Source organism: Bacillus sp. JJ1503 (genome assembly GCF_036965125.1).
Taxonomy (GTDB): Bacteria; Bacillota; Bacilli; order Bacillales; family Cytobacillaceae; genus Cytobacillus.
In genome coordinates this window covers 1-22163 of sequence record NZ_JBALOZ010000259.1, presented here as the reverse complement: position 1 = coordinate 22163, position 22163 = coordinate 1, and the positions used below count along the sequence as shown (strand labels likewise).

The window sequence follows — 22163 nt, the reverse complement described above, 5'->3', positions numbered from 1 at the left end:
CTATAAACCAGTAAGAGGACTCATATTTGCTGTTATTTCTTTACTTTTAATGATAAAGAAGGGACTAGTGGCTCTTTTAATATTAATATTCAGGATTATTTTATTCATATGTAAGATTATTCTTCTCCCTTTCAAGTGGCTTTTGTTATTATTTTGGAAAGTTTTGCCGAAAGGTCTTAAAAAATCAGTCGAGAAGATTTATAATAGAATGGCAGGAGTTTTACGAAAGATAAAGAATCATTTAACTAAGTGGATAACAATCCTGAAAAAATATAAAAAGTAAGGAGGGGTGCGAAATGGGGGCTATCAAGAAAAGAAATGTAGCCAAAATTCATACAAGCTATGTCAAGCAGCAGGAGGCCGAAGAAATTCATGCTGGAAGGAAGAGACGACTCTTATATAGAAGATTAACAGTCTTCTTCACGGGTGCCATCGCTCTATCCTTTTTCATGATATCCACGCTCGTTTCGCAATCCTCATCGATCGAAGCAAAGACAGTGGAGAAACAGAAGCTAGAACAGGAATTGGCTTTATTAGAGAAAAAGGAAGTGGCCCTGGAGGAGGAAATTGTCAAGCTGAATGATGATGAATACATAGCCAAGCTTGCTAGAAAGGATTACTTCCTTTCGGATAACAATGAGGTCATTTTTAATTTGCCGGAGTTAAAGGAAAAAGAGGAAAAAAAGGATTCAACTTCTAATTAGCCCTTGTATTGAACTCTTTTCTTAAGTTCGGTATAATATGTAGTAAGTATTTTTATATCTTTCAAGGAGGCAATTTCTTTTTATGTCAATCGAAGTGGGCAGCAAGTTACAAGGAAAGGTAACAGGAATTACAAATTTCGGAGCGTTTGTGGAGTTACCGGAAGGCTCAACAGGTCTGGTGCACATTAGCGAGGTCGCTGACAATTATGTGAAGGACATTAATGATCACCTTAAAGTTGGCGACCAGGTCGAAGTGAAAGTTATTAATGTCGAAAAGGATGGAAAGATCGGTCTTTCCATTAAAAAGGCAAAGGATCGGCCTGAAAGACCAGATAGACCGGAAAGACCTGAAAGAGGCGAAAGAAGAGAGTCTAGAGGACATTCACATTCTCAACGTCCACGTCAAGGCAGAGCAAACGATAATCGTCCATCAAGAGAAAATTTCGAATCTAAAATGGCTCGTTTCTTAAAGGATAGTGAAGATCGTCTGTCATCATTAAAACGTAATACTGAATCGAAGCGTGGGGGAAGAGGCGCTAGACGAGGTTAACTTGCTGCTTAGTTGATATATATTTTTAATTTTGCAGGGTTGAACGTTTATGATTCCCATTCAAGACAAGTCGTAAAGGACTTGTCTTTTTTATGCTTTTATAGAACATTTTGTTTCCTTTTTGTGCTTTACGGAGAAATGAGTCGAACGAAAAATAGAAGCCTGTCCGCTCTTTTGACAAACTTCTAGCCCCATTGAATTTATAATAAGCAATACGATAAAGGATGGGGAGTGTAATAAAATGGAAAAGGTAGAAAGGAATTTAGTCGAGCCGATCGGAGAAGTAAATTTAGACAGACCAAAATTGGAATTCGCAAAAGGATTGAATAAATTTCAGTTAGGGATGGAAACCTTTTTCTTCAAAAAGGGCTATCTTCTGTTGTTGATTGGTTTTTTACTTGGCAGAGCGTTAATTTTGGCCAAGCTTACTCCTTTTAGTCTCCCGTTTTTTGCTGCGGTTTATTTCATTAGAAGGGATAAAGCCCCCCTCGCATTAGTAGGATTAATTGCTGGTGCTGCTACGATTTCTATCCCAAATGCGGTTTCCGCTTTTGGAATTACCTTTATGTTTCTATTTGTCTTTCGAATGGCAAAAAAGTGGCTCCATAATGAAATGCGAGCATTGCCGTTTTTTGTATTCCTTACATTGCTAGGCGGAAAATTATTAGAGGATTTTATTTTAACAAAAACGCTGACTGTCTATGATGGAATGATGGCAGGGGTGGAAGCAAGCCTTGGCTTCATCCTTACACTTATTTTTATTCAAAGCATTCCGCTGTTATCGATAAGCAAGCGCCGGCAATCGTTGAAAACGGAAGAAATTGTCTGCTTAATCATTATGCTCGCTTCTGTTATGACGGGTACGATTGGCTGGACGGTCTACGATCTTTCTGTTGAACATATTATGTCGAGATACCTAGTCCTGCTTTTTGCCTTTGTTGCCGGAGCAACTGTGGGATCGACAGTGGGAGTGGTAACAGGCTTAATCTTCAGTCTTGCGAATGTTTCCAGCTTCTATCATATGAGCTTGCTTGCGTTTGCGGGCCTTCTTGGCGGTCTATTAAAAGAAGGAAGAAAAATAGGCGTTGCTGCCGGATTGCTGATAGCTACTCTATTAATTGGGATGTACGGAGAAGAAAGCAGTAATCTATTAAAAACAGTTTTGGAAACGTCTGCCGCTATTTTCCTGTTTCTTCTAACCCCTCAAGCATTATCAGCCAAGCTCGCCAAGCATATTCCAGGCACACCTGAGTATGCTGCTGAACAGCAGCAGTATATGCGGAAAATGCGTGATGTTACTGCTCAAAGGGTAGCTCAATTTTCAAATGTCTTTCAGGCCCTTTCAAAAAGCTTTTCCTCCTATGACGAGCCGACTGAATGGAAAGAAGATGAATCCGACCGGGAGCTTGATTACTTTTTAAGTAATGTAACAAGTAAGACCTGTCAATCCTGCTTTAAAAAGGATCATTGCTGGACAAGAAACTTTGATACAACATATGCCTATATGGAAGAGATTATGAATGATTTGGATGAAAATCACGGCGAACTTTCACCTCGGCTTTCAAGAGAATGGGAAAAGCATTGTACAAGGTCGAAGAAAGTGACAGAAACGATTCAGCAGGAGCTCACCTTTTATTATGCAAATCAAAAGCTTAAGAAGCAGGTTCAGGAAAGCAGAAAGCTAGTTGCAGATCAATTACGCGGTGTTTCAGAGGTGATGGGGGATTTTGCAAAAGAAATTCAAAGAGAGCGGGAAAATCATCATAAGCAGGAGGAGCTTATTCTAGAGGCTTTACAGGATTTTGGGATCCATATCGAACAAGTTGAGATTTATAGCCTTGAGCAAAGAAATGTCGATATTGATATGACCATTCCTTACTGCCAAGGGCACGGGGAATGCGAGAAACTGATTGCTCCAATGCTTTCAGATATTTTAGGAGAATCGATTGTTGTGAATTCGGAGGAATGTTCCGCTTATCCGAATGGGTTTTGCCATGTTACTTTCCGATCAGCGAAGGCGTTTACAGTGGAAACGGGGGTTGCGCATGCTGCAAAAGACGGCGGGTTTATCTCAGGTGACAGCTACTCTACGATCGAATTAGGCTGTGGGAAATTTGCGATAGCCATTAGTGACGGAATGGGCAATGGAGAGAGGGCGCATATAGAAAGCAAAGAAACGCTTCAGCTTTTACAAAAAATCTTGCAATCAGGCATTGAGGAAAAGGTGGCGATTAAATCAGTCAACTCTGTATTAGCCTTGCGCACAACAGATGAAATATTCTCAACCTTAGACTTAGCGATGATTGATCTTCAAAACGCGGGAGCTGAATTTCTGAAAATAGGCTCCACCCCAAGCTTTATTAAACGAGGATCTAAAGTTCTAAAGGTCGAAGCTAGTAATCTCCCAATGGGCATATTTCAAGAATTCGAAGTAGATGTTGTGAGTGAGCAGCTTAAGGCCGGTGATCTATTAGTGATGATGAGTGATGGAATCTTTGAAGGGCCGAAGCATGTAGAAAACTTCGACTTGTGGATGAAGAGAAAACTTAGTGAGTTAAAAACGGAAGATCCGCAAGACGTAGCTGATTTGATTATGGAAGAGGTCATTCGATCTAGATCCGGATATATTGAAGACGACATGACAGTAGTTGTAGCCAAGATAAAACATAATACGCCAAAATGGACAAGTATTCCTGTCCATGCATTGCGTAAAAAAGCCAATTAGTTAATTTAACCTAAACATCCGAAAATATGTATAATTCCCCTCCTGAGAGTCGAAAATGATAACGAAAGGCGGAGTGCGCCTGCTTAAATGAACGCAGACTAAGTACGCCACGTCCTGTGGCAACGTCTGCATGACCCGCATCCTGCGGGCCTCAAGCATAAGACAAGCCGGCAGAAAGGTTGTACTTTAACCTTTTTGTCGGATTGGCTTATGACCTCGAGCCGATGGCGCACGCAGCTAGACAATTCTCAAATTCGAAAAAGCCAAATTATTTTATTTTAATGGAGGGGAGACCTTATGAAAACTGGCACGTTAAAGCAAATATTACTGATAACAGATGGATGCTCTAACCAAGGCGAGGATCCGATGGCGATGGCTGCTCTGGCAAAGGAGCAAGGAATTACGGTAAATGTCATAGGAGTCATGGAAAAAGACGTATTAGATGAAAAGAGCATGAGTGAAATTGAAGGGATTGCCATGTCAGGAGGAGGCATCAGTCAGATTGTCTATGCCAAGCAGCTTTCCCAAACGGTCCAAATGGTTACGAGGAAAGCGATGACACAAACACTTCAAGGAGTTGTAAACCGTGAATTGCAGCAAATTCTTGGGGGAGCGAAAACAGTTGAGGATCTTCCGCCTGATCAAAGAGGCGAGGTCATGGAGGTTGTCGATGAGCTTGGAGAAACCGTTGAGCTTGAGGTGCTTGTTTTAGTGGATACGAGCGCTAGTATGGCACATAAGCTCCCTACCGTAAAGGAAGCATTGCTAGATTTATCGTTAAGCCTGAATGCACGTTCTGGAGAAAATCGTTTTTCAGTCTTCGTATTTCCGGGGAAAAAGAAGGAAGTCGAAAAGCTTCTGGATTGGTCCCCTAATCTAGGTGCCCTAACAAGTATTTTCGGGAAATTAACAACAGGCGGCATTACCCCGACTGGCCCTGCCATACGCGAAGCTTTATCTCAATTCAAGAAAAAACGCTCATTAAGGAGTCTGCTTTCCCGTGATGATGAATCATTCTTTGAAGAATCAATTTAAACTTAAACTTGGCACGGTGATCGAAGGAAAGTGGCATCACAATCGGTATACGATTTTAAAGGAGCTTGGTTACGGGGCAAATGGCATCGTGTTTTTAGCTAATTCCGGAGGTCAGCGAGTTGCATTAAAAATGAGTGATAACGGAATGTCCGTAACATCAGAGGTAAATGTACTAAAATCCTTTGCAAAGGTCCCAGGCTCCGCCCTTGGACCTTCTTTGCTTGATGTCGATGATTGGATATGGAAAGGCAGGCAAATATCTTTTTATGTAATGGAATACATCGAAGGACCAGATCTTTTAACGTTTATTCAGGAAAAGGGGCCATCCTGGACAGAGGTTGTCGTTCTCCAGCTCTTAAGTGATTTACATAAGCTACACGAAAGCGGATGGGTATTTGGCGACCTTAAACCAGAAAACTTAATTGTAACAGGACCGCCGCCTAGAATTCGTTGTATCGATGTTGGCGGCACAACGATACAGGGGAGGGCCATTAAGGAATTTACGGAGTTTTTTGATCGGGGGTATTGGGGGCTTGGTTCAAGAAAGGCTGATCCTGCCTATGATCTTTTCGCAGTTGCGATGATTCTAATAAATATTGCCTATCCGAAAAGGTTTCACAAAACATCAGGAGATTTGAAACAGCTCATTTTTATGGTGAGGCAAAAGAAAGAGCTTTTGAAATTCGAAGGCGTTATCTTACATGCTCTACATGGGAAGTTTACTTCAGCAGAAGAAATGCGACAATCCATTTTACAACTGAACCAGCAGCCAGAACCAAAGCCTCAAAAAGTAAATAGAGCCCCGCAAAGGAAGCAAACACAAGTACAAACAAATAATACTACAGTTAGACGTCAATCCTATATAAGGAAGAAAAAGAGGGGAGGCGTTCTGGAAACCATTCTAATCTTTCTAATCATTTCCCTTTTATATGTCATTTATATATATGGACAATTAGTGTAATTTTTGAAAAGAACATCGTGAAAATGTTATGCTTTAAGTAAAATCAAGAAGGAAGAATCATATGCTAGATGCCAAAGTAAGAGCATTTCTTCAGCGAAAAGGCTTGGAGCTGGACAATAAGAAGCTTTTGATAGGGGTTTCAGGCGGGCCTGATTCATTGGCCCTTCTTCACTATTTATGGAGCAAAAAAGATCAGTTTAATCTTCAAATTATAGCTGCTCATGTTGATCACATGTTTAGAGGAGATGAATCATTCGCAGAAGCAAAATTTGTTCAGCAGTTTTGCGAAGCGAGAATGATTCCATTTGAAATGGAACAGGTGAATGTTCCGCAATACATACAAGAAACAGGAAAAAGCTCACAGATTGCAGCAAGAGAGTGCAGATACCGCTTTTTTGAAAAAGTAATGAGTAAGCATAAAACAGATTATCTCGTTTTAGGCCACCACGGAGATGATCAGGTTGAAACTATTCTTATGAGGCTAACAAGAGGAAGTTCGGGGGAAGCTAGGGCAGGAATAGCTTTTTTTAGGCCCTTTGGCAATGGGCAAATCCTCCGCCCCTTTTTATGTCTAAATAGATGGCAAATAGAAATGTATTGTCTGGAGCATGATTTGGACCCGCGACGAGATCCTAGCAATGAAAAGGGGATTTACAGCCGAAACCGCTTTCGTAAGGAAATTATGCCTTTCCTTAGAAAGGAAAATCCCCAGGTTCACGAGCATTTTCAGCGTTTTAGTGAAGAAATTCAAAGCGATGAGTTTTTTTTGCAGGAATTAACTGTCCAAAAAATGAATAAAGTAATGGAAAAGAAATCTGCTCAGGAAATAATCCTGAATATTAAGGACTTTCAAGCAATGCCAATGCCTTTACAAAGGAGAGGTATTCAACTAATATTAAACTATCTTTATAAGAAAAAACCTGCATCTCTATCTGCATTACATACAGAAAATGTTTTTTCATTAATGAGCAGTCCTCATCCATCCGGAACCCTTCATTTCCCAAGCGGTTTGAATATTGTACGTTCATACGAAAGATGTCATTTTCTATTTCGTTCTCATCCTGTACAATCTTATCGTTTTGAAATAGCTGAACCCGGAAAAGTTAGCTTGCCTAACGGCAGCAGTATCGCATTTGAATATACCTATGGTTCAGATGGGAGCTTAAAGCCTCACACCCTTCTATTAGATCGGAACTCCATCTCCTTGCCGATTGTTATTCGCACTAGAGAAAATGGAGACCGTATGACATTGAAAGGTATGCAGGGGTCGAAGAAGGTTAAGGACATTTTTATTGATAAGAAGATGCCGTTGACGGAGCGAAATACTTGGCCGATTGTAACGGATAGCAAAGGTGAAATCCTGTGGATACCAGGGATAAAGGAATCTCAATATTCCATCGGTTACCATCCTGATTCTAGTTATATCCTTTTATCTTATATGGAAAAATGATTTTGATGAATGTATAACAGTAAGTATAGAATTACATTTTATTACAAGCAATGAACTTCTAGGGGGCTCACGAAAGATGAAAAATGATATTGAAAAGGTACTAATTTCAGAAGAAGAAATTCAGGGAAAAATAAAAGCCCTTGCCGCAGAGCTTACAGAGGAGTACAAGGATCGCTTTCCTCTTGCCATTGGCATTTTAAAAGGGGCAATGCCTTTTATGGGTGATCTGTTAAAGCGTATGGACACTTATTTAGAAATGGACTTTATGGATGTTTCCAGCTACGGGAATTCCACTATTTCTTCGGGAGAGGTCAAAATTGTAAAGGATTTGGATACTTCAGTTGAAGGCAGGGACATTCTAATTATTGAAGATATTATCGATAGCGGCTTAACTTTAAGCTACTTAGTTGATTTATTCCGCTACCGTAAGGCAAAGTCCATTAAAATTGTCACTTTACTTGATAAACCAACAGGACGAAAAGCCGATCTTCATGCAGATTATGTTGGCTTTATTGTTCCTGATGAATTTGTCGTAGGCTACGGTTTGGACTACGCTGAAAAGTATCGTAACCTGCCATATATTGGCGTTCTTAAGCCGGAAATATATAGTAACAACAATTAAGCAGAAAAATCAAGTTAATAATGAGGATGCTTTATTTACTTCTAGAATTTTTCCAGTCTTATGAAGGGTAATTCCTTGAATTGTCGCAATTCACTATGCTACTATACATTATAGTTTGTTAACCGTGGGAGGAGGTAAGGGATGAATCGGATCTTCCGGAACACCATCTTTTATTTATTGATATTTTTAGTCATTATAGGTGTTGTCAGCTTTTTTAACGGCAATAATGAGCCGACTGAACAAATTTCTTACGATAAATTTGTTACTTACTTAGAAAGTGGAGAAATAACGTCTATTACCATGCAGCCGGAAAGAGGCGTTTATGAAGTAAGAGGCCAGCTTGAAGGCTATGAAAAAGGGAAGTACTTCCTAACTTACGTGGTGAATAGTGATAATATCCTTGACCGTATTGATGCACTTGCGCAGAAATCGGAAGTAGATTTTCAGCCAGCGAAGGAAACGAGCGGCTGGGTCACATTTTTCACGTCCATTATTCCATTTATCATCATCTTCATTTTATTCTTCTTCTTGCTGAACCAAGCACAGGGTGGTGGCAGCCGTGTGATGAATTTCGGTAAAAGTAAAGCAAAGCTTTATGATGAGAGTAAGAAGAAAGTCCGCTTTAAAGATGTTGCGGGCGCAGATGAGGAAAAACAGGAGCTTGTAGAAGTTGTTGAATTCTTGAAGGACCCTAGAAAGTTCTCTGAATTAGGCGCAAGAATTCCTAAAGGGGTTCTATTAGTTGGGCCTCCAGGAACTGGTAAAACGTTACTTGCACGTGCTGTTGCAGGTGAAGCAGGAACACCGTTCTTCTCCATTAGCGGATCAGACTTCGTTGAAATGTTTGTCGGGGTCGGTGCTTCACGTGTCCGTGATTTATTTGAAAATGCGAAAAAGAATGCACCATGTATTATCTTTATTGATGAAATTGATGCGGTTGGTCGTCAGCGTGGCGCAGGACTAGGCGGCGGTCATGATGAACGTGAACAAACGCTTAACCAGTTACTAGTTGAAATGGATGGATTCGGTGCAAATGAAGGGATTATTATCGTTGCAGCGACAAACCGTCCAGATATCTTGGACCCAGCCTTACTTCGTCCAGGACGCTTTGACCGCCAAATCACAGTGGACCGCCCTGATGTTAAGGGGAGAGAAGCTGTTCTTAAAGTGCATGCTAGAAATAAACCTTTAGATGACTCAGTGAACCTAAAGGCTATTGCACAACGCACACCAGGCTTTTCTGGTGCAGATTTAGAGAATTTATTAAACGAAGCCGCGCTTGTAGCAGCTCGTTCAAATAAGAAAAAGATCGATATGCTAGATATTGATGAGGCTACGGATCGAGTGATTGCTGGTCCTGCTAAGAAAAGCAAAGTCATTTCGAAAAAGGAAAGAAATATTGTTGCGTTTCATGAAGCTGGCCATGTTGTAACTGGTGTTGTGCTTGAGGATGCAGAAATGGTTCATAAGGTTACTATTGTCCCTCGTGGCCAGGCTGGCGGATATGCCGTTATGCTTCCAAAAGAAGACCGTTTCTTCATGACGAAGCCAGAGCTTCTTGACAAAATTGTCGGATTGCTCGGCGGACGTGTCGCAGAAGAAATTGTATTCGGTGAAGTAAGTACTGGAGCCCATAACGACTTCCAGCGTGCAACAGGGATTGCGCGCAGAATGGTGACTGAGTTTGGAATGAGCGATAAGCTTGGTCCGCTGCAATTCGGTCAATCACAAGGCGGCCAAGTATTCTTAGGAAGAGATTTCAACAACGATCAGAACTATTCTGATGCCATTGCCTATGAAATTGACTTAGAAATTCAGCGTATTATTAAAGAAAGCTATGAAAAGGCAAGAAAGGTTCTTACAGAAAATCGCAAGAAGCTAGATCTGATTGCCAATACCCTGCTTGAGGTTGAAACGCTTGATGCAGAGCAAATTAAGCATTTAATGGATCATGGAACACTGCCAGATCGCCCTGTCGCTAAGGAAGATGAATCATCTTCAAATGACGTTAAAGTAAATATTAACGTCAATAAAGAGGACAATGCGGTTACTGGAGAGATCCAAGAGACAAGAGAAAATTCATCGCCTGCGGAAATGGAAGACCCACCTGCAATTGGCGAAGATAAAAAAGAATAGTCTGGCAAAAGCGCCCGCTTTGGGCGCTTTTTTTAATTTGATAAAGTATAGTTTTTTCAAGTTTGAGAACTGTCTAGCTGCGAGTGCCATCGGCTCGAGGTCATAAGCCAATCCATCAAGAAGGTAAAGAACAACCTTCCTGCTGGCTCGTCTTATGCTTGTCGCCGATAATCGGGCACTCTCCGCATTTCTTATTACACCATCCCATTCAAGTTATGTTATGATGTTTTCAGTGAAAATGCTGTTAATAGCAACTTAAAACTCAAATATAAAAGTGGTGAGAAAATTGATATTTGTTTTTGATATAGGGAACACGAATATGGTATTAGGTGTATATGATGGGGACGAGCTGAAATACCATTGGCGAATAGAGACAAACCGGCATAAAACAGAAGATGAATACGGGATTGTGATAAAATCCCTGTTTGAACATGTAAACCTAACGTTTGCCGATATAAATGGAATCATCATTTCCTCTGTTGTCCCGCCAATCATGACAGCTCTTGAGCGAATGTGTGAAAAGTACTTTCATATCAAACCGCTGATTGTTGGCCCTGGAATCAAGACCGGTTTAAATATTAAATATGAAAACCCAAGAGAGGTTGGAGCGGATCGAATTGTGAATGCTGTTGCAGCGATTCATGATTATGGCAGCCCGCTCATTATTGTCGATTTTGGCACGGCTACAACCTACTGTTATATTAACGAAAAGAAACAATACATGGGCGGTGCAATTGCCCCTGGTATTGGCATTTCAACGGAGGCCCTATATTCGAGAGCAGCCAAGCTTCCTCGAATTGAAATTGCCCGTCCTGAGGGCATTATTGGGAAGAATACCGTTTCTGCGATGCAAGCAGGAATTTTATTTGGTTATGTTGGCCAAGTAGAGGGAATTGTAAAAAGGATAAAAGAACAGGCAAAAGAAAGCCCTACGGTAATTGCTACTGGAGGATTAGCAGGGTTAATTGCGAAAGAATCAGCCGCTATTGATATCGTTGATCCATTTTTAACACTAAAAGGGCTACAGCTGATTTATAAGCGTAATATGGAAACGGCAAAATAAAAGAACAGTGTGTTAAAGCAACAGAAAGGGGCTTACAAATGAGTGATTATTTAGTAAAAGCAATTGCATATAATGGACAAGTTCGCGCATATGCCGTTCGTACGACAGAGACGATTGGAGAAGCTCAAAGACGGCATCAGACATGGCCGACTGCATCTGCCGCACTAGGCAGGGCTATGTCCGCAGGTGTGATGATGGGAGCTATGTTAAAAGGTGAAGAGAAAATCACTATTAAAATTGAAGGCGGCGGCCCAATCGGCCCCATTTTAGTAGATAGTAATTCCAGGGGTGAGGTGCGTGGGTATGCGACTCATCCGCAAACCCATTTTGACTTAAATGAACAGGGCAAGCTTGATGTCCGCCGCGCGGTCGGCACTACGGGGTCATTAACGGTTATCAAGGATATCGGAATGAAAGAAAATTTTTCAGGTCAGGTTCCGATTGTCTCAGGTGAATTAGGAGAAGATTTCACGTATTACTTCGTCACCTCAGAGCAAACACCATCATCCGTTGGGGTAGGCGTTCTAGTAAATCCAGACAACACGATCCTTGCTGCAGGCGGATTTATTGTGCAGCTAATGCCTGGAACGGAAGACGAGACGATTAGTCAAATTGAAAATAGATTAAAAACGATTCCTCCAGTATCTAAGCTAATTGAGCAGGGTTTAACGCCTGAGGAGTTGTTGGAAGAGCTTTTAGGAAAAGAAAATATTAAAATTCTAGAAAAACTGCCTGTATCCTTTACTTGCACATGTTCAAAAGAGAGATTTGGAAATGTTATCACTAGTTTAGGCGCTGAGGAAATACAGGATATGATCGATAAAGAAGGAAAAGCAGAAGCACAATGCCATTTCTGCAATGAAATATATCATTATTCAAAGGATGAATTAGAGGGATTAAAACGAGAAGCAGATTAGACGGCTTTGGAGGAGAATGAATTGAAGAGGGAAAGGCTGAAGAAGGATAAGTTGCGTTTCATTATTGTTGGACTAATTTTGCTAAATTGCTTAACGATTGCTCTTTTTCTTGCAAAAGGCAGCTCAGGAAATCATGAAACCGTGGCGACCATTGGTAAAGAGAAGATTACTCGGCAGGATTGGCTAAGTGAAATGGAATCACGATATGGGAAAGAGGTTTTAAAAGAGCTTATTGACCAAAAGGTGATTGAAACAGCCGGGAAAAAGTACGCCGTTAACATATCAGATAAAGCAGTTGAACGTGAATTAAATATGTTCAAAACGATGTACGGGTCTTCTGGCGGCTATCAAGCGTCTGACGAGAATAAATGGAGACAGCAAATAAAAAGCAGTCTTATGCTTGAAGAACTTTTAACAAGAGATGCAAAAATCTCGGAAAAAGAAATAAAAAGTTATTACGAAAAAAATAAAAGCCAATTTAACTTGCCTGACTCCTATCATATTTCTCAAATCATTGTCAAAACAAAGAAAGAGGCGGACCAGACTATAAAGGAATTGGATCAGGGCTCTAGCTTTTCTGTACTGGCGATGGAGCGCTCGATTGATGAATTCACAGCTAATTTTGGCGGGGATGCCGGGTATATTAACGAGGATACTGAACGCTATTCGAAATCCTTTATTGATGAGATTAAAAACCTTAAACCAGGCAGTTGGAGCAAGGCAATTAAGATGGATGACGGTTATGCCATTGTCATGCTTCATGAGCATGTCAGAGGAAAAGAATACTCCTATAAGGAAGTGAAAGACCAAATCCGCCGACAAATTGCCTTAGAACAAATGGATACTCCTGTTTCTGCAAGGCCTCTTTGGAATGAATTAGATGTAGAATGGTTTTATGGGAAAACAGAAGCACATTAGAATACCTTTAGAGATGACTCAGGACGAGCTGAGTCATCTTTTTTCTGCGGAAAATATAATCTTAGGATACAGGCATGATTTGTGATGAAGAAGGATAGTTTATAGAAGAATAGGCGAAAGTATGAAATTATGTAAAAATCAGCCTTTTTTCATAGAAAACATTTGACATGAACGCTTATAAGTATTAAATTTTAATTAAACCAATAAATATACTCGGATTAAGGAGTGGGGAAAATGCCTCGTTTAGCAAATTCAATTGCAGAACTAGTAGGTCAAACACCGATTGTTAAGCTTAATCGACTTGTAGATGAAAATAGTGCAGATGTGTATGTCAAATTAGAATATATGAACCCTGGAAGCAGTGTAAAGGATCGTATCGCCTTAGCCATGATTGAAGCGGCAGAAGAAAGTGGCGCCTTGAAGGAAGGTTCAACCATTATTGAGCCTACGAGCGGCAACACTGGAATTGGTCTTGCGATGATTGCAGCTGCAAAAGGCTATAAGGCTATACTCGTCATGCCAGAAACAATGAGTATGGAGCGCCGTAATCTTCTTCGTGCCTATGGTGCAGATTTAGTGTTAACTCCAGGACCTGAAGGAATGAATGGGGCTATCCGAAAGGCTGATGAACTAGCGAAAGAGCACGGGTATTTTATGCCTCAGCAATTCGAAAATCCGTCCAACCCAGAAATTCATCGCCGTACAACAGGGAAAGAAATTGTCGAGCAGATGGGTGATCAGATTGATGCCTTTATTTCAGGTATCGGTACGGGTGGAACGATCACTGGTGCGGGCAGCGTACTTCGTGAAAAATATGATAATATTAAAATTTATGCAGTTGAACCAACTGATTCACCGGTTCTCTCAGGTGGAAAGCCTGGTCCGCATAAAATCCAAGGAATTGGTGCTGGGTTTGTTCCGAAGGTTCTTAATACGGAAATCTATGATGAAGTCCTTAAGATTTCGAATGATGAGGCATTTGAATATGCACGTCTTGCAGCGAAGGAAGAAGGAATTCTTGGCGGAATTTCCTCAGGAGCTGCTATCTCCGCTGCGTTAAAGGTAGCGAAGGAGCTAGGTAAAGGAAAGAAGGTTCTTGCCATCCTTCCGAGTAACGGGGAACGTTATTTAAGTACACCGCTTTATCAATTTGAAACAGAATAATTAACATAAAGCAATAGCTTAGTCTTAGCTGTTGCTTTTTTTTGTTTTTCCTCTAAGCAATCTTCATGTATGATGGAAAAAGATAAATATGTAGAGGTGAAAATCCTGTGAAAAAATTCAACATACACGCAAAAAAAATCCCTTTTTCTTTTGATTTATTTTTTACGCAATACCGGCATCTTGCTGAAGGTAAGCAGCATCATGTCATATTGGAAAGCGGGAGAGGGGGTCAATACAGCATCGCTGCGTTTGACCCTGATGCCGTGCTAATCGGGAAGCAATCGAAATTAGAAGTGATCCAATCAGATGGAAAACAGGTGCTAGAAGGCAATCCCCTGCACTTACTGAAAGATTGGATGAGCCAGTACGAGGTTGAAAGAGTAGATGGGCTGCCTGACTTCCAAGGTGGAGCCATTGGTTTGATCAGCTATGATTATGGCCGTTACATTGAGCGTTTGCCGAATATCGCGGAGGATGATCTGCAAATTCCTGACATCCATTTCCTAACTTTTAAAGAATGGTTTGTGTTTGATAAAGTACATAATGTTTTATGGATCATGTTTTTGTATGGGGATAATGAAGATGAGCAATCATTGGAAAAGAAAGCGAAAGAATGGGAGTCCCTTTGGACGAAAGAATACCCTTCATTACTCAAGAACAAGCCTCGGAATGTAGATGATCAGCTTGAAGTTTCCGTAAGTGAAGGGGAATTTATTCAAGCTGTTGAAAAAGTGCAGGATTATATCTCTCAGGGAGATGTTTTCCAAGTAAACCTCTCTGTTCGTCAAAGCCGGCCAATACGGGTCGAGGGCATTGATGTTTATGATCAGCTAAGGGTGCTCAATCCATCTCCGTATATGGGCTATTTTCACACGCCTGAGTACCAGCTTGTCAGCGGTTCGCCTGAATTATTAATTAAGAAAAAGAATCAGGAAGTAAGCACTCGTCCAATCGCTGGTACTCGTTCTCGGGGCGGAGATGAGGCGGAGGATATGAAGCTTGCGAATGAACTAATTGAAAATGAGAAAGAGCGGGCTGAGCATGTGATGCTTGTCGACTTGGAAAGAAATGACCTAGGGCGTGTATGCGCGTTCGGTTCTGTTGAAGTAAATGAATTCATGGTCATCGAAAAATATTCCCACGTCATGCACATCGTTTCGAATGTCAGAGGAGAGCTTGCTGAAGGCAAGGATGGCTTTGACTTAATAGATGCTGTATTCCCCGGAGGAACGATTACGGGTGCTCCGAAAATTAGGACGATGGAAATTATTGAGGAACTGGAACCTGTAACAAGAGGACCATATACAGGTTCATTAGGATGGATTAATTTTAACGGGGATGTTGAACTGAATATCATCATCCGCACGATGATTGTTAAAGAAGGAAAAGCACATGTACAAGCAGGTGCAGGAATAGTTATTGATTCAAATCCCAAAAATGAATATGAAGAATCCTTGAAAAAAGCCATTGCCCTTTGGAAAGCGAAAGAAATGGCTGAACAGGAAGCAGGTGCACCAAAATGATTCTGATGATTGATAATTATGATTCATTTACGTATAACCTTGTTCAATATCTTGGTGAGATTGGCGAGGAATTACTCGTGAAAAGAAACGATGAAATCACCATTGAAGGGATCGATCAGCTGAAGCCAAAGTTTCTGATGATCTCACCAGGCCCATGCAGTCCGAATGAGGCGGGTATAAGCTTAGAAGCGATTGAGTCCTTTGCTGGCAAGATCCCAGTATTCGGCGTATGTCTAGGGCACCAATCGATTGCACAGGTATTTGGCGGGGAAGTTGTTCAGGCTGAAAAGCTCATGCACGGGAAAACCTCTGAAATTTATCATGATGGAAAAACCATTTTTGAAGGTTTGCCTAATCCATTTCCAGCAACTAGGTACCATTCCTTAATCGTTAAAAAGGAAACCCTTCCTTCATGCTTAGAAGTGTCTGCATGGACCTCTGAGGGAGAAATAATGGCTGTCCGACATAAAGAGCTTCCTGTTGAGGGTGTGCAATTCCATCCGGAGTCAATTATGACGACGGCAGGTAAGGATTTACTAAAGAACTTCCTTCACTCTTATGGCAGATAGGGGGAGTGGAAATTGTATTTATATATGAATGGCGAGTTGGTTCGGAAGGAAGAGGCGCTTATTTCTCCATTCGACCATGGCTTTCTGTATGGGATGGGCTTGTTTGAAACGTTTAGAACATATAACGGTCATCCATTTTTATTGAACGACCATATGGAACGGTTGAACAATAGTTTAAAGGTGTTGAATATTAACGTTCAATATACATGTGAGGAAATCGTACAGGCACTTCAGCTCCTTCTAAAGGAGAATAAATTAGAAGATGCGTATTTTCGATTAAATGTATCTTCGGGGATAGGTGAGATCGGGCTGCAAACAGAACCATATGACCACCCCAATTTGATTATTTTTGCAAAGCCTCTTCCTCCAAGGAATCCGATGCAGGAGAAAAAGGCAGTGACACTGAGATTAAAGCGTAATACACCCGAAGGATTTGAAAGGCTCAAATCACACCATTATTTAAATAATATTTTAGCAAAAAGAGAAATAGGCAATTCCCCAGATTATGAAGGGATTTTTCTAACGAAGGAAGGATTCTTGGCTGAGGGTGTTGTATCGAATCTGTTTTGGATAAAGGACCATACTCTTTTCACGCCGGCAGTGGAAACTGGCATTTTAAACGGAATTACAAGACAGTTTGTTATCAAGATGGCCAATTCTATTGGGATGGATATTCAAGAGGGCTTTTTCACAGTAGATCAGGCTCTAGAGGCGGACGAAATGTTTGTCACGAACTCCATCCAAGAAATTGTTCCAATATCCTCGTTTGACGGGAAGGAAATGCCTGGAGTATCGGGAGCAAAGGTAAAGGCTCTCCAAAAGCTTTATGAGCAGCAATGCACGAGGCTGTGGAGCAGACAAGATGTTTGAGGAGGTTTTGTTCTTGAAAAATAACATTCAATGTGGACCTTATACATTAGATTACAGCAAGAAAACACTTATTATGGGAATTTTAAATATGACTCCTGATTCTTTCTCCGATGGGGGAAAGTTTAACCGCATGGATGAAGCGGTCGAACGCGCTTTTCAAATGGTAAAGGACGGGGCTGATATCATTGATATTGGCGGGGAGTCAACACGTCCAGGCTTTGATCCTGTGACAGTGGAAGAAGAGCTGGAAAGGGTCGTCCCAGTGATAGAGGCCATCTCAAAAGAAGTTAAAGTCCCAATTTCAATAGATACGTATAAAGCGGAAGTGGCTAGGCAATCGATTAAAGCAGGCGCTCACATTATTAATGATATTTGGGGGGCAAAGGCTGATCCCGACATGGCCGGGGTTGCTGCCGATTTGCAGGTACCCATTATATTAATGCACAATCGAAAGAATATTGATTATACTGATTTTTATCGAGATGTTGTAAATGATTTATTTGAAAGCATTACCTTGGTAAAAAATGCAGGCGTTAAGGATGAAAATATTATTTTAGATCCAGGGATTGGTTTTGCGAAAGGATTAACCTATGACCTTGAAATGATGAAAAATCTGGATAAGCTTGTGTCAATAGGCTACCCGGTCCTATTAGGAACATCCCGAAAATCTATGGTAGGGAAGGTTCTTGATTTGCCTGTTGAAGAGAGGCTGGAAGGAACTGGTGCAACCGTTTGTTACGGAATTGAAAAAGGATGCCAGATTATCCGGATTCATGACGTTAAGGAAATGAAACGAATGGCGGTTATGATGGATGCACTTGTCGGGAAGGGGATCTGATCTCGATGGATAAAATCACCTTAACGAAAATGGCCTTTTATGGCTTCCATGGCGTTTTTCCTGAGGAAACCCGCCTTGGGCAGCGTTTTTTTGTAGATTTGACGGTAGAAGCAGATTTAAAAAGGGCTGGAGAAACAGATAATCTTGAAGACTCCATCAATTATGCTGAGCTTTATCAAGTTTGTAAGGACATTGTTGAAGGAAAGCCTTTTAAACTTGTAGAAGCTGTAGCTGAAAAGATTGCCGGGGAAATGCTTAATCATTTTGAAGCTATTTCCCAGGTGAATGTAAGGGTAATTAAGCCAGACCCTCCTATAGCTGGCCACTATGAATCGGTAGCAGTTGAAATTACAAGGAGCAGGGGATAATGAATAATAAAGCTTACATAGCTTTAGGCTCAAACATCGGGGATCGGTTTAAGAGCTTAAAAGATGCAATTGCAAGTATTAATTCGGTGCCGCGAGTAAAGGTGGTAAATGTTTCATCCATTTACGAAACAGATCCGGTTGGCTACGAAGAGCAAGATCAATTTTTGAACATGGTTATTCAAGTGAAAACGGACTTAAGCCCTTTTGAATTACTTAATACCTGCATGGAAATTGAAAAAAGCCTGGGCAGAAAAAGGGATATTAGATGGGGTCCTAGGACGATTGACCTTGACATTTTGCTGTATAATCAAGAGAATATTATTTCAGAGAAATTAACTGTTCCCCATCCTCGGATGCATGAGAGAGCCTTTGTCATCATTCCTCTTTTAGAGATTTATTCCGGCATCAAGCTTCCGATGATGGACATTCCTCTTCAAGATGCTTTAGAGGAAATTCCTGATAGAGAGGGAGTACGGATATGGAAGCAGATAAATGGGGAAGACGAATTCGCGCTTTTCGAAAATTGAAAGGCTATACACAAGAAGGATTTGCAAAAGAGTTAGGTGTATCTGTTTCCATTCTTGGTGAGATTGAAAGGGGAAACCGTATGCCTGCACCGGATTTAATTGAGCGGATTGCCGGCTTGCTAAATATTACCGTTGGAGATTTAGCGCCTCCGGAGGAAAATGAGTAATTGTAACCTGCGAATTTTTTTAAAAGGAGGTTGTGTCATTTGTTTAAAATTGGCGACATTGAGTTAAAAAATCGAGTTGTACTTGCCCCAATGGCTGGAGTATGCAACTCGGCATTCCGTCTGACTGTTAAAGAATTTGGCGCGGGACTCGTATGCGCCGAAATGGTCAGTGATAAAGGAATTGTTTTTAAAAACGAAAAGACAATGAATATGCTTTATATAGATGAACGTGAAAAGCCGCTTAGTTTGCAAATTTTCGGCGGAGAAAAGGAAACCTTAATTGAAGCGGCTCAATTTGTAGATAAAAATACAAATGCTGATATTATAGATATTAATATGGGCTGTCCTGTTCCGAAAATCACAAAATGTGATGCTGGGGCAAAGTGGCTGCTGGACCCAGATAAAATTTATGAAATGGTTTCGGCTGTAACAAATGCTGTTGAAAAGCCTGTTACGGTTAAGATGCGTATGGGCTGGGATGAAGATCATATTTACGCTGTCCGCAACGCTCAAGCCGTTGAAAGTGCCGGGGGGAAAGCAGTTTCCCTTCACGGACGTACACGTGTGCAAATGTATGAGGGAAAAGCAAATTGGGATATCATTCGTGAAGTAAAGCAGAACCTCAATATTCCTTTGATCGGAAATGGAGATGTTCAGACCCCTCAGGATGCAAAGCGTATGCTTGAGGAAACTGGTTGTGATGGAGTCATGATCGGCCGGGCAGCACTAGGAAATCCATGGATGATCTATCGTACCATTAAGTATTTGGAAACAGGAGAATTAATGGGAGAACCAAGTGTGCGCGAAAAAATCGATGTATGCATCCTTCACCTTGACCGCTTGATTGCTTTGAAAAATGAGAATATAGCTGTTCGTGAAATGCGTAAGCATACTGCATGGTACTTAAAAGGAATCCGCGGAAACGCAAATGCAAGAAACGCCATCAATACATGCGAAACAAGAGAGGATCTTGTTACCTTGCTAAATGCGATTGTTATAGACGCAGAAGAGAAGGAGCATAGCCGAATACAAGCTGGGTAATGTTTGACATCACTAGCTTCTTTAACTATAATACTTTTGATACAGAGAGGACTGCCAGTGTATAAACTGGCAGTTTTTATTCTATTTATAAACATTATTGGTGTGTGTCCTGCTTACTTTGTGTAAAATAATAAAAGTATAAAGACCTTTATTTAGCAGTTTTACGCTTTACATAAAAAGATTTGCAAATTGGAGATGATACAAGTGAGTCAGAATCATGAGGAATTAAATGACCAACTCATAGTCAGAAGGGAAAAAATGAATAGCCTGCGTGAGAAAGGGCTAGATCCATTTGGGAAAAGATTTGAGCGTTCTCATCAGTCTCAGGATTTAATCGATCAATATGGAGAACTTGAAAAAGAAGAATTAGAGGGAAAAAATATTTCAGTAACGATTGCTGGCCGTATTATGACAAAGCGCGGAAAAGGTAAAGCAGGTTTTGCTCATATTCAAGACTTAACTGGCCAAATTCAAATCTATGTCCGTACTGATGCAGTAGGAGAAGAGAGTTATGAAATTTTCGATTCTGCTGATCTTGGAGATTTAGTAGGAGTATCGGGTACGCTTTTTAAAACAAAAGTAGGCGAGCTTTCTATAAAAGTACAAGCGTTTGAGCTTTTAACGAAAGCTTTACGTCCGCTTCCTGATAAGTTCCACGGACTTAAGGATGTTGAACAGCGCTATCGCCAACGTTATTTAGATTTAATTATGAGTGATGAAAGTAAAAAGACGTTTGTAGCGCGCAGCCGCATTATTCAATCTATGCGCCGTTACTTAGATAGTCAAGGATATTTAGAAGTTGAAACACCAATGATGCATTCCATTGCCGGCGGTGCATCAGCTCGTCCATTTATTACTCACCATAACGCATTAGATATGGAGCTCTTTATGAGAATTGCAATTGAGCTGCATTTAAAGCGTCTAATTGTTGGAGGATTAGAAAAGGTTTATGAAATTGGCCGGGTTTTCCGAAACGAAGGGGTTTCAACTCGCCATAATCCTGAATTTACGATGATTGAACTATATGAAGCTTATGCTGATTACCGAGATATTATGAGTTTGACAGAGAACCTAATTGCACATATTGCACAAGAGGTGCTTGGAACAACTACTGTTCAGTATGGTGAATATGAGGTAGACCTTAAGCCTGAGTGGAAAAGACTTCATATGGTGGATGCCATTAAAGAATATACAGGAGTAGACTTCTGGAAAGAGATGTCTGCTGATGAAGCTCATGCTTTGGCGAAGGAACATGGAGTTGAAGTAACGGAGCATATGCTTTATGGCCACGTTGTAAATGAATTCTTTGAGCAAAAGGTAGAAGAAAAGTTAATTCAGCCAACATTTATTTACGGCCATCCAGTAGAAATTTCGCCTCTTGCTAAGAAAAATGAAAAAGACCCAAGATTTACAGATCGTTTTGAGCTGTTCATTGTCGCTCGCGAGCATGCGAATGCATTTACAGAATTAAATGATCCAATCGATCAAAGAGAACGTTTCGAAGCACAGCTTAAGGAGCGTGAGCAGGGCAATGATGAAGCTCACATGATGGATGACGATTTTATTGAGGCATTAGAATATGGTATGCCTCCAACAGGTGGATTAGGGATCGGGATTGACCGTCTCGTTATGTTATTAACGAATTCTCCATCTATAAGAGATGTACTTCTTTTTCCACTTATGCGTCATCGTTAATAAAATACTAAAGGCAAGGCACACTAAAAAGGTGCTTTGCCTTTTTTGTTAAAGGAAGCCCTTGTTTACGGGGTAAAAATAATATGAATATTTTTACTTTAATATTATCCGAAAAAATACTAAAAAATCTATTGCACAATAGTATTTATGGTGGTATATTTATATCCGTTGCCGCAAACGGCATCGAAAAAAGATGAAAAAAGTTGTTGACTCAGCTTGAGGAATCTGTTATTATTAAAAAGTCGCCTATGAGCGACATGGTAGTTCTTTGAAAACTGAACGAACAAAAACGTCAACGTTTATTTTTTAGTCTTTTTCTT

21 protein-coding genes and 1 pseudogene are annotated in these 22163 nt (G+C 40.7%); all 22 read left to right on the top strand.

All coding sequences use genetic code 11. The features are described from left to right. Positions 1 to 283, top strand: a pseudogene (locus V7149_RS19205) (spore cortex biosynthesis protein YabQ); the annotation flags it as partial. A 13-nt stretch (positions 284 to 296) separates the two neighbouring features. Then, positions 297 to 704 (top strand): FtsB family cell division protein, encoded by a 408-nt coding sequence (locus tag V7149_RS19200; RefSeq protein WP_335347202.1) that lies wholly within the window; start codon positions 297 to 299, stop codon positions 702 to 704. 82 nt (positions 705 to 786) lie between these two features. Further along, the gene (locus tag V7149_RS19195; protein WP_335347201.1) at positions 787 to 1254 is read left to right on the top strand and encodes a S1 domain-containing RNA-binding protein; all 468 of its coding nucleotides are present in this window, start codon (positions 787 to 789) and stop codon (positions 1252 to 1254) included. A 241-nt stretch (positions 1255 to 1495) separates the two neighbouring features. Beyond that, positions 1496 to 3979 carry a stage II sporulation protein E gene (spoIIE, locus tag V7149_RS19190; RefSeq protein ID WP_335347200.1) on the top strand — a complete coding sequence of 828 codons (2484 nt, stop codon included), beginning with the start codon at positions 1496 to 1498 and terminating at the stop codon, positions 3977 to 3979. Between the two features lie 297 nt (positions 3980 to 4276). Further along, positions 4277 to 5014 (top strand): vWA domain-containing protein, encoded by a 738-nt coding sequence (locus V7149_RS19185; protein WP_335347199.1) that lies wholly within the window; start codon positions 4277 to 4279, stop codon positions 5012 to 5014. Next, entirely contained in the window at positions 4983 to 5975 is a 993-nt protein-coding gene (locus V7149_RS19180) for a serine/threonine protein kinase (protein WP_335347198.1), read from the top strand. The genes V7149_RS19185 and V7149_RS19180 overlap by 32 nt, the downstream gene beginning before the upstream one ends. A 61-nt stretch (positions 5976 to 6036) precedes the next feature. Beyond that, a complete protein-coding gene (tilS, locus tag V7149_RS19175) occupies positions 6037 to 7425 on the top strand; it encodes a tRNA lysidine(34) synthetase TilS (protein WP_335347197.1) in 1389 nt (462 codons plus the stop codon). A gap of 76 nt (positions 7426 to 7501) precedes the next feature. After that, positions 7502 to 8047 (top strand): hypoxanthine phosphoribosyltransferase, encoded by a 546-nt coding sequence (hpt, locus tag V7149_RS19170; RefSeq protein WP_335347196.1) that lies wholly within the window; start codon positions 7502 to 7504, stop codon positions 8045 to 8047. A 141-nt stretch (positions 8048 to 8188) separates the two neighbouring features. Further along, complete coding sequence (gene ftsH / locus V7149_RS19165; RefSeq protein WP_335347195.1) at positions 8189 to 10183, top strand: ATP-dependent zinc metalloprotease FtsH; 1995 nt, start codon at positions 8189 to 8191, stop codon at positions 10181 to 10183. 286 nt (positions 10184 to 10469) lie between these two features. After that, positions 10470 to 11246 carry a type III pantothenate kinase gene (locus V7149_RS19160; RefSeq protein ID WP_335347194.1) on the top strand — a complete coding sequence of 259 codons (777 nt, stop codon included), beginning with the start codon at positions 10470 to 10472 and terminating at the stop codon, positions 11244 to 11246. A 38-nt stretch (positions 11247 to 11284) separates the two neighbouring features. Further along, positions 11285 to 12163 carry an Hsp33 family molecular chaperone HslO gene (gene hslO, locus V7149_RS19155; protein ID WP_335347193.1) on the top strand — a complete coding sequence of 293 codons (879 nt, stop codon included), beginning with the start codon at positions 11285 to 11287 and terminating at the stop codon, positions 12161 to 12163. Positions 12164 to 12184: 21 nt separating this feature from the next. Next, complete coding sequence (locus tag V7149_RS19150; protein ID WP_335347192.1) at positions 12185 to 13081, top strand: peptidyl-prolyl cis-trans isomerase; 897 nt, start codon at positions 12185 to 12187, stop codon at positions 13079 to 13081. Between the two features lie 234 nt (positions 13082 to 13315). Further along, positions 13316 to 14245 (top strand): cysteine synthase A, encoded by a 930-nt coding sequence (gene cysK / locus V7149_RS19145; RefSeq protein WP_335347191.1) that lies wholly within the window; start codon positions 13316 to 13318, stop codon positions 14243 to 14245. A gap of 107 nt (positions 14246 to 14352) precedes the next feature. Continuing rightward, positions 14353 to 15768, top strand: a complete 1416-nt coding sequence (locus V7149_RS19140) for an anthranilate synthase component I family protein (RefSeq protein WP_335347190.1) — start codon at positions 14353 to 14355, stop codon at positions 15766 to 15768. After that, positions 15765 to 16337, top strand: coding sequence for an aminodeoxychorismate/anthranilate synthase component II (gene pabA, locus V7149_RS19135; RefSeq protein ID WP_335347189.1), 573 nt, complete (start codon positions 15765 to 15767; stop codon positions 16335 to 16337). Before V7149_RS19140 ends, pabA begins: the two co-directional genes overlap by 4 nt. A 12-nt stretch (positions 16338 to 16349) precedes the next feature. Then, complete coding sequence (gene pabC, locus V7149_RS19130; RefSeq protein ID WP_335347188.1) at positions 16350 to 17207, top strand: aminodeoxychorismate lyase; 858 nt, start codon at positions 16350 to 16352, stop codon at positions 17205 to 17207. Positions 17208 to 17280: 73 nt separating this feature from the next. Continuing rightward, positions 17281 to 18045, top strand: coding sequence for a dihydropteroate synthase (gene folP / locus V7149_RS19125; protein ID WP_335347204.1), 765 nt, complete (start codon positions 17281 to 17283; stop codon positions 18043 to 18045). A 5-nt stretch (positions 18046 to 18050) separates the two neighbouring features. Further along, entirely contained in the window at positions 18051 to 18413 is a 363-nt protein-coding gene (gene folB / locus V7149_RS19120) for a dihydroneopterin aldolase (RefSeq protein ID WP_335347187.1), read from the top strand. Further along, positions 18413 to 18940 (top strand): 2-amino-4-hydroxy-6-hydroxymethyldihydropteridine diphosphokinase, encoded by a 528-nt coding sequence (gene folK, locus V7149_RS19115; RefSeq protein ID WP_335347186.1) that lies wholly within the window; start codon positions 18413 to 18415, stop codon positions 18938 to 18940. Before folB ends, folK begins: the two co-directional genes overlap by 1 nt. Continuing rightward, positions 18892 to 19107, top strand: coding sequence for a helix-turn-helix domain-containing protein (locus V7149_RS19110; RefSeq protein WP_335347185.1), 216 nt, complete (start codon positions 18892 to 18894; stop codon positions 19105 to 19107). The genes folK and V7149_RS19110 overlap by 49 nt, the downstream gene beginning before the upstream one ends. Positions 19108 to 19146: 39 nt before the next feature. Then, positions 19147 to 20148 carry a tRNA dihydrouridine synthase DusB gene (gene dusB / locus V7149_RS19105; RefSeq protein WP_335347184.1) on the top strand — a complete coding sequence of 334 codons (1002 nt, stop codon included), beginning with the start codon at positions 19147 to 19149 and terminating at the stop codon, positions 20146 to 20148. A 195-nt stretch (positions 20149 to 20343) separates the two neighbouring features. Continuing rightward, the gene (gene lysS / locus V7149_RS19100; RefSeq protein ID WP_335347203.1) at positions 20344 to 21843 is read left to right on the top strand and encodes a lysine--tRNA ligase; all 1500 of its coding nucleotides are present in this window, start codon (positions 20344 to 20346) and stop codon (positions 21841 to 21843) included. Positions 21844 to 22163 lie beyond the last annotated feature (320 nt).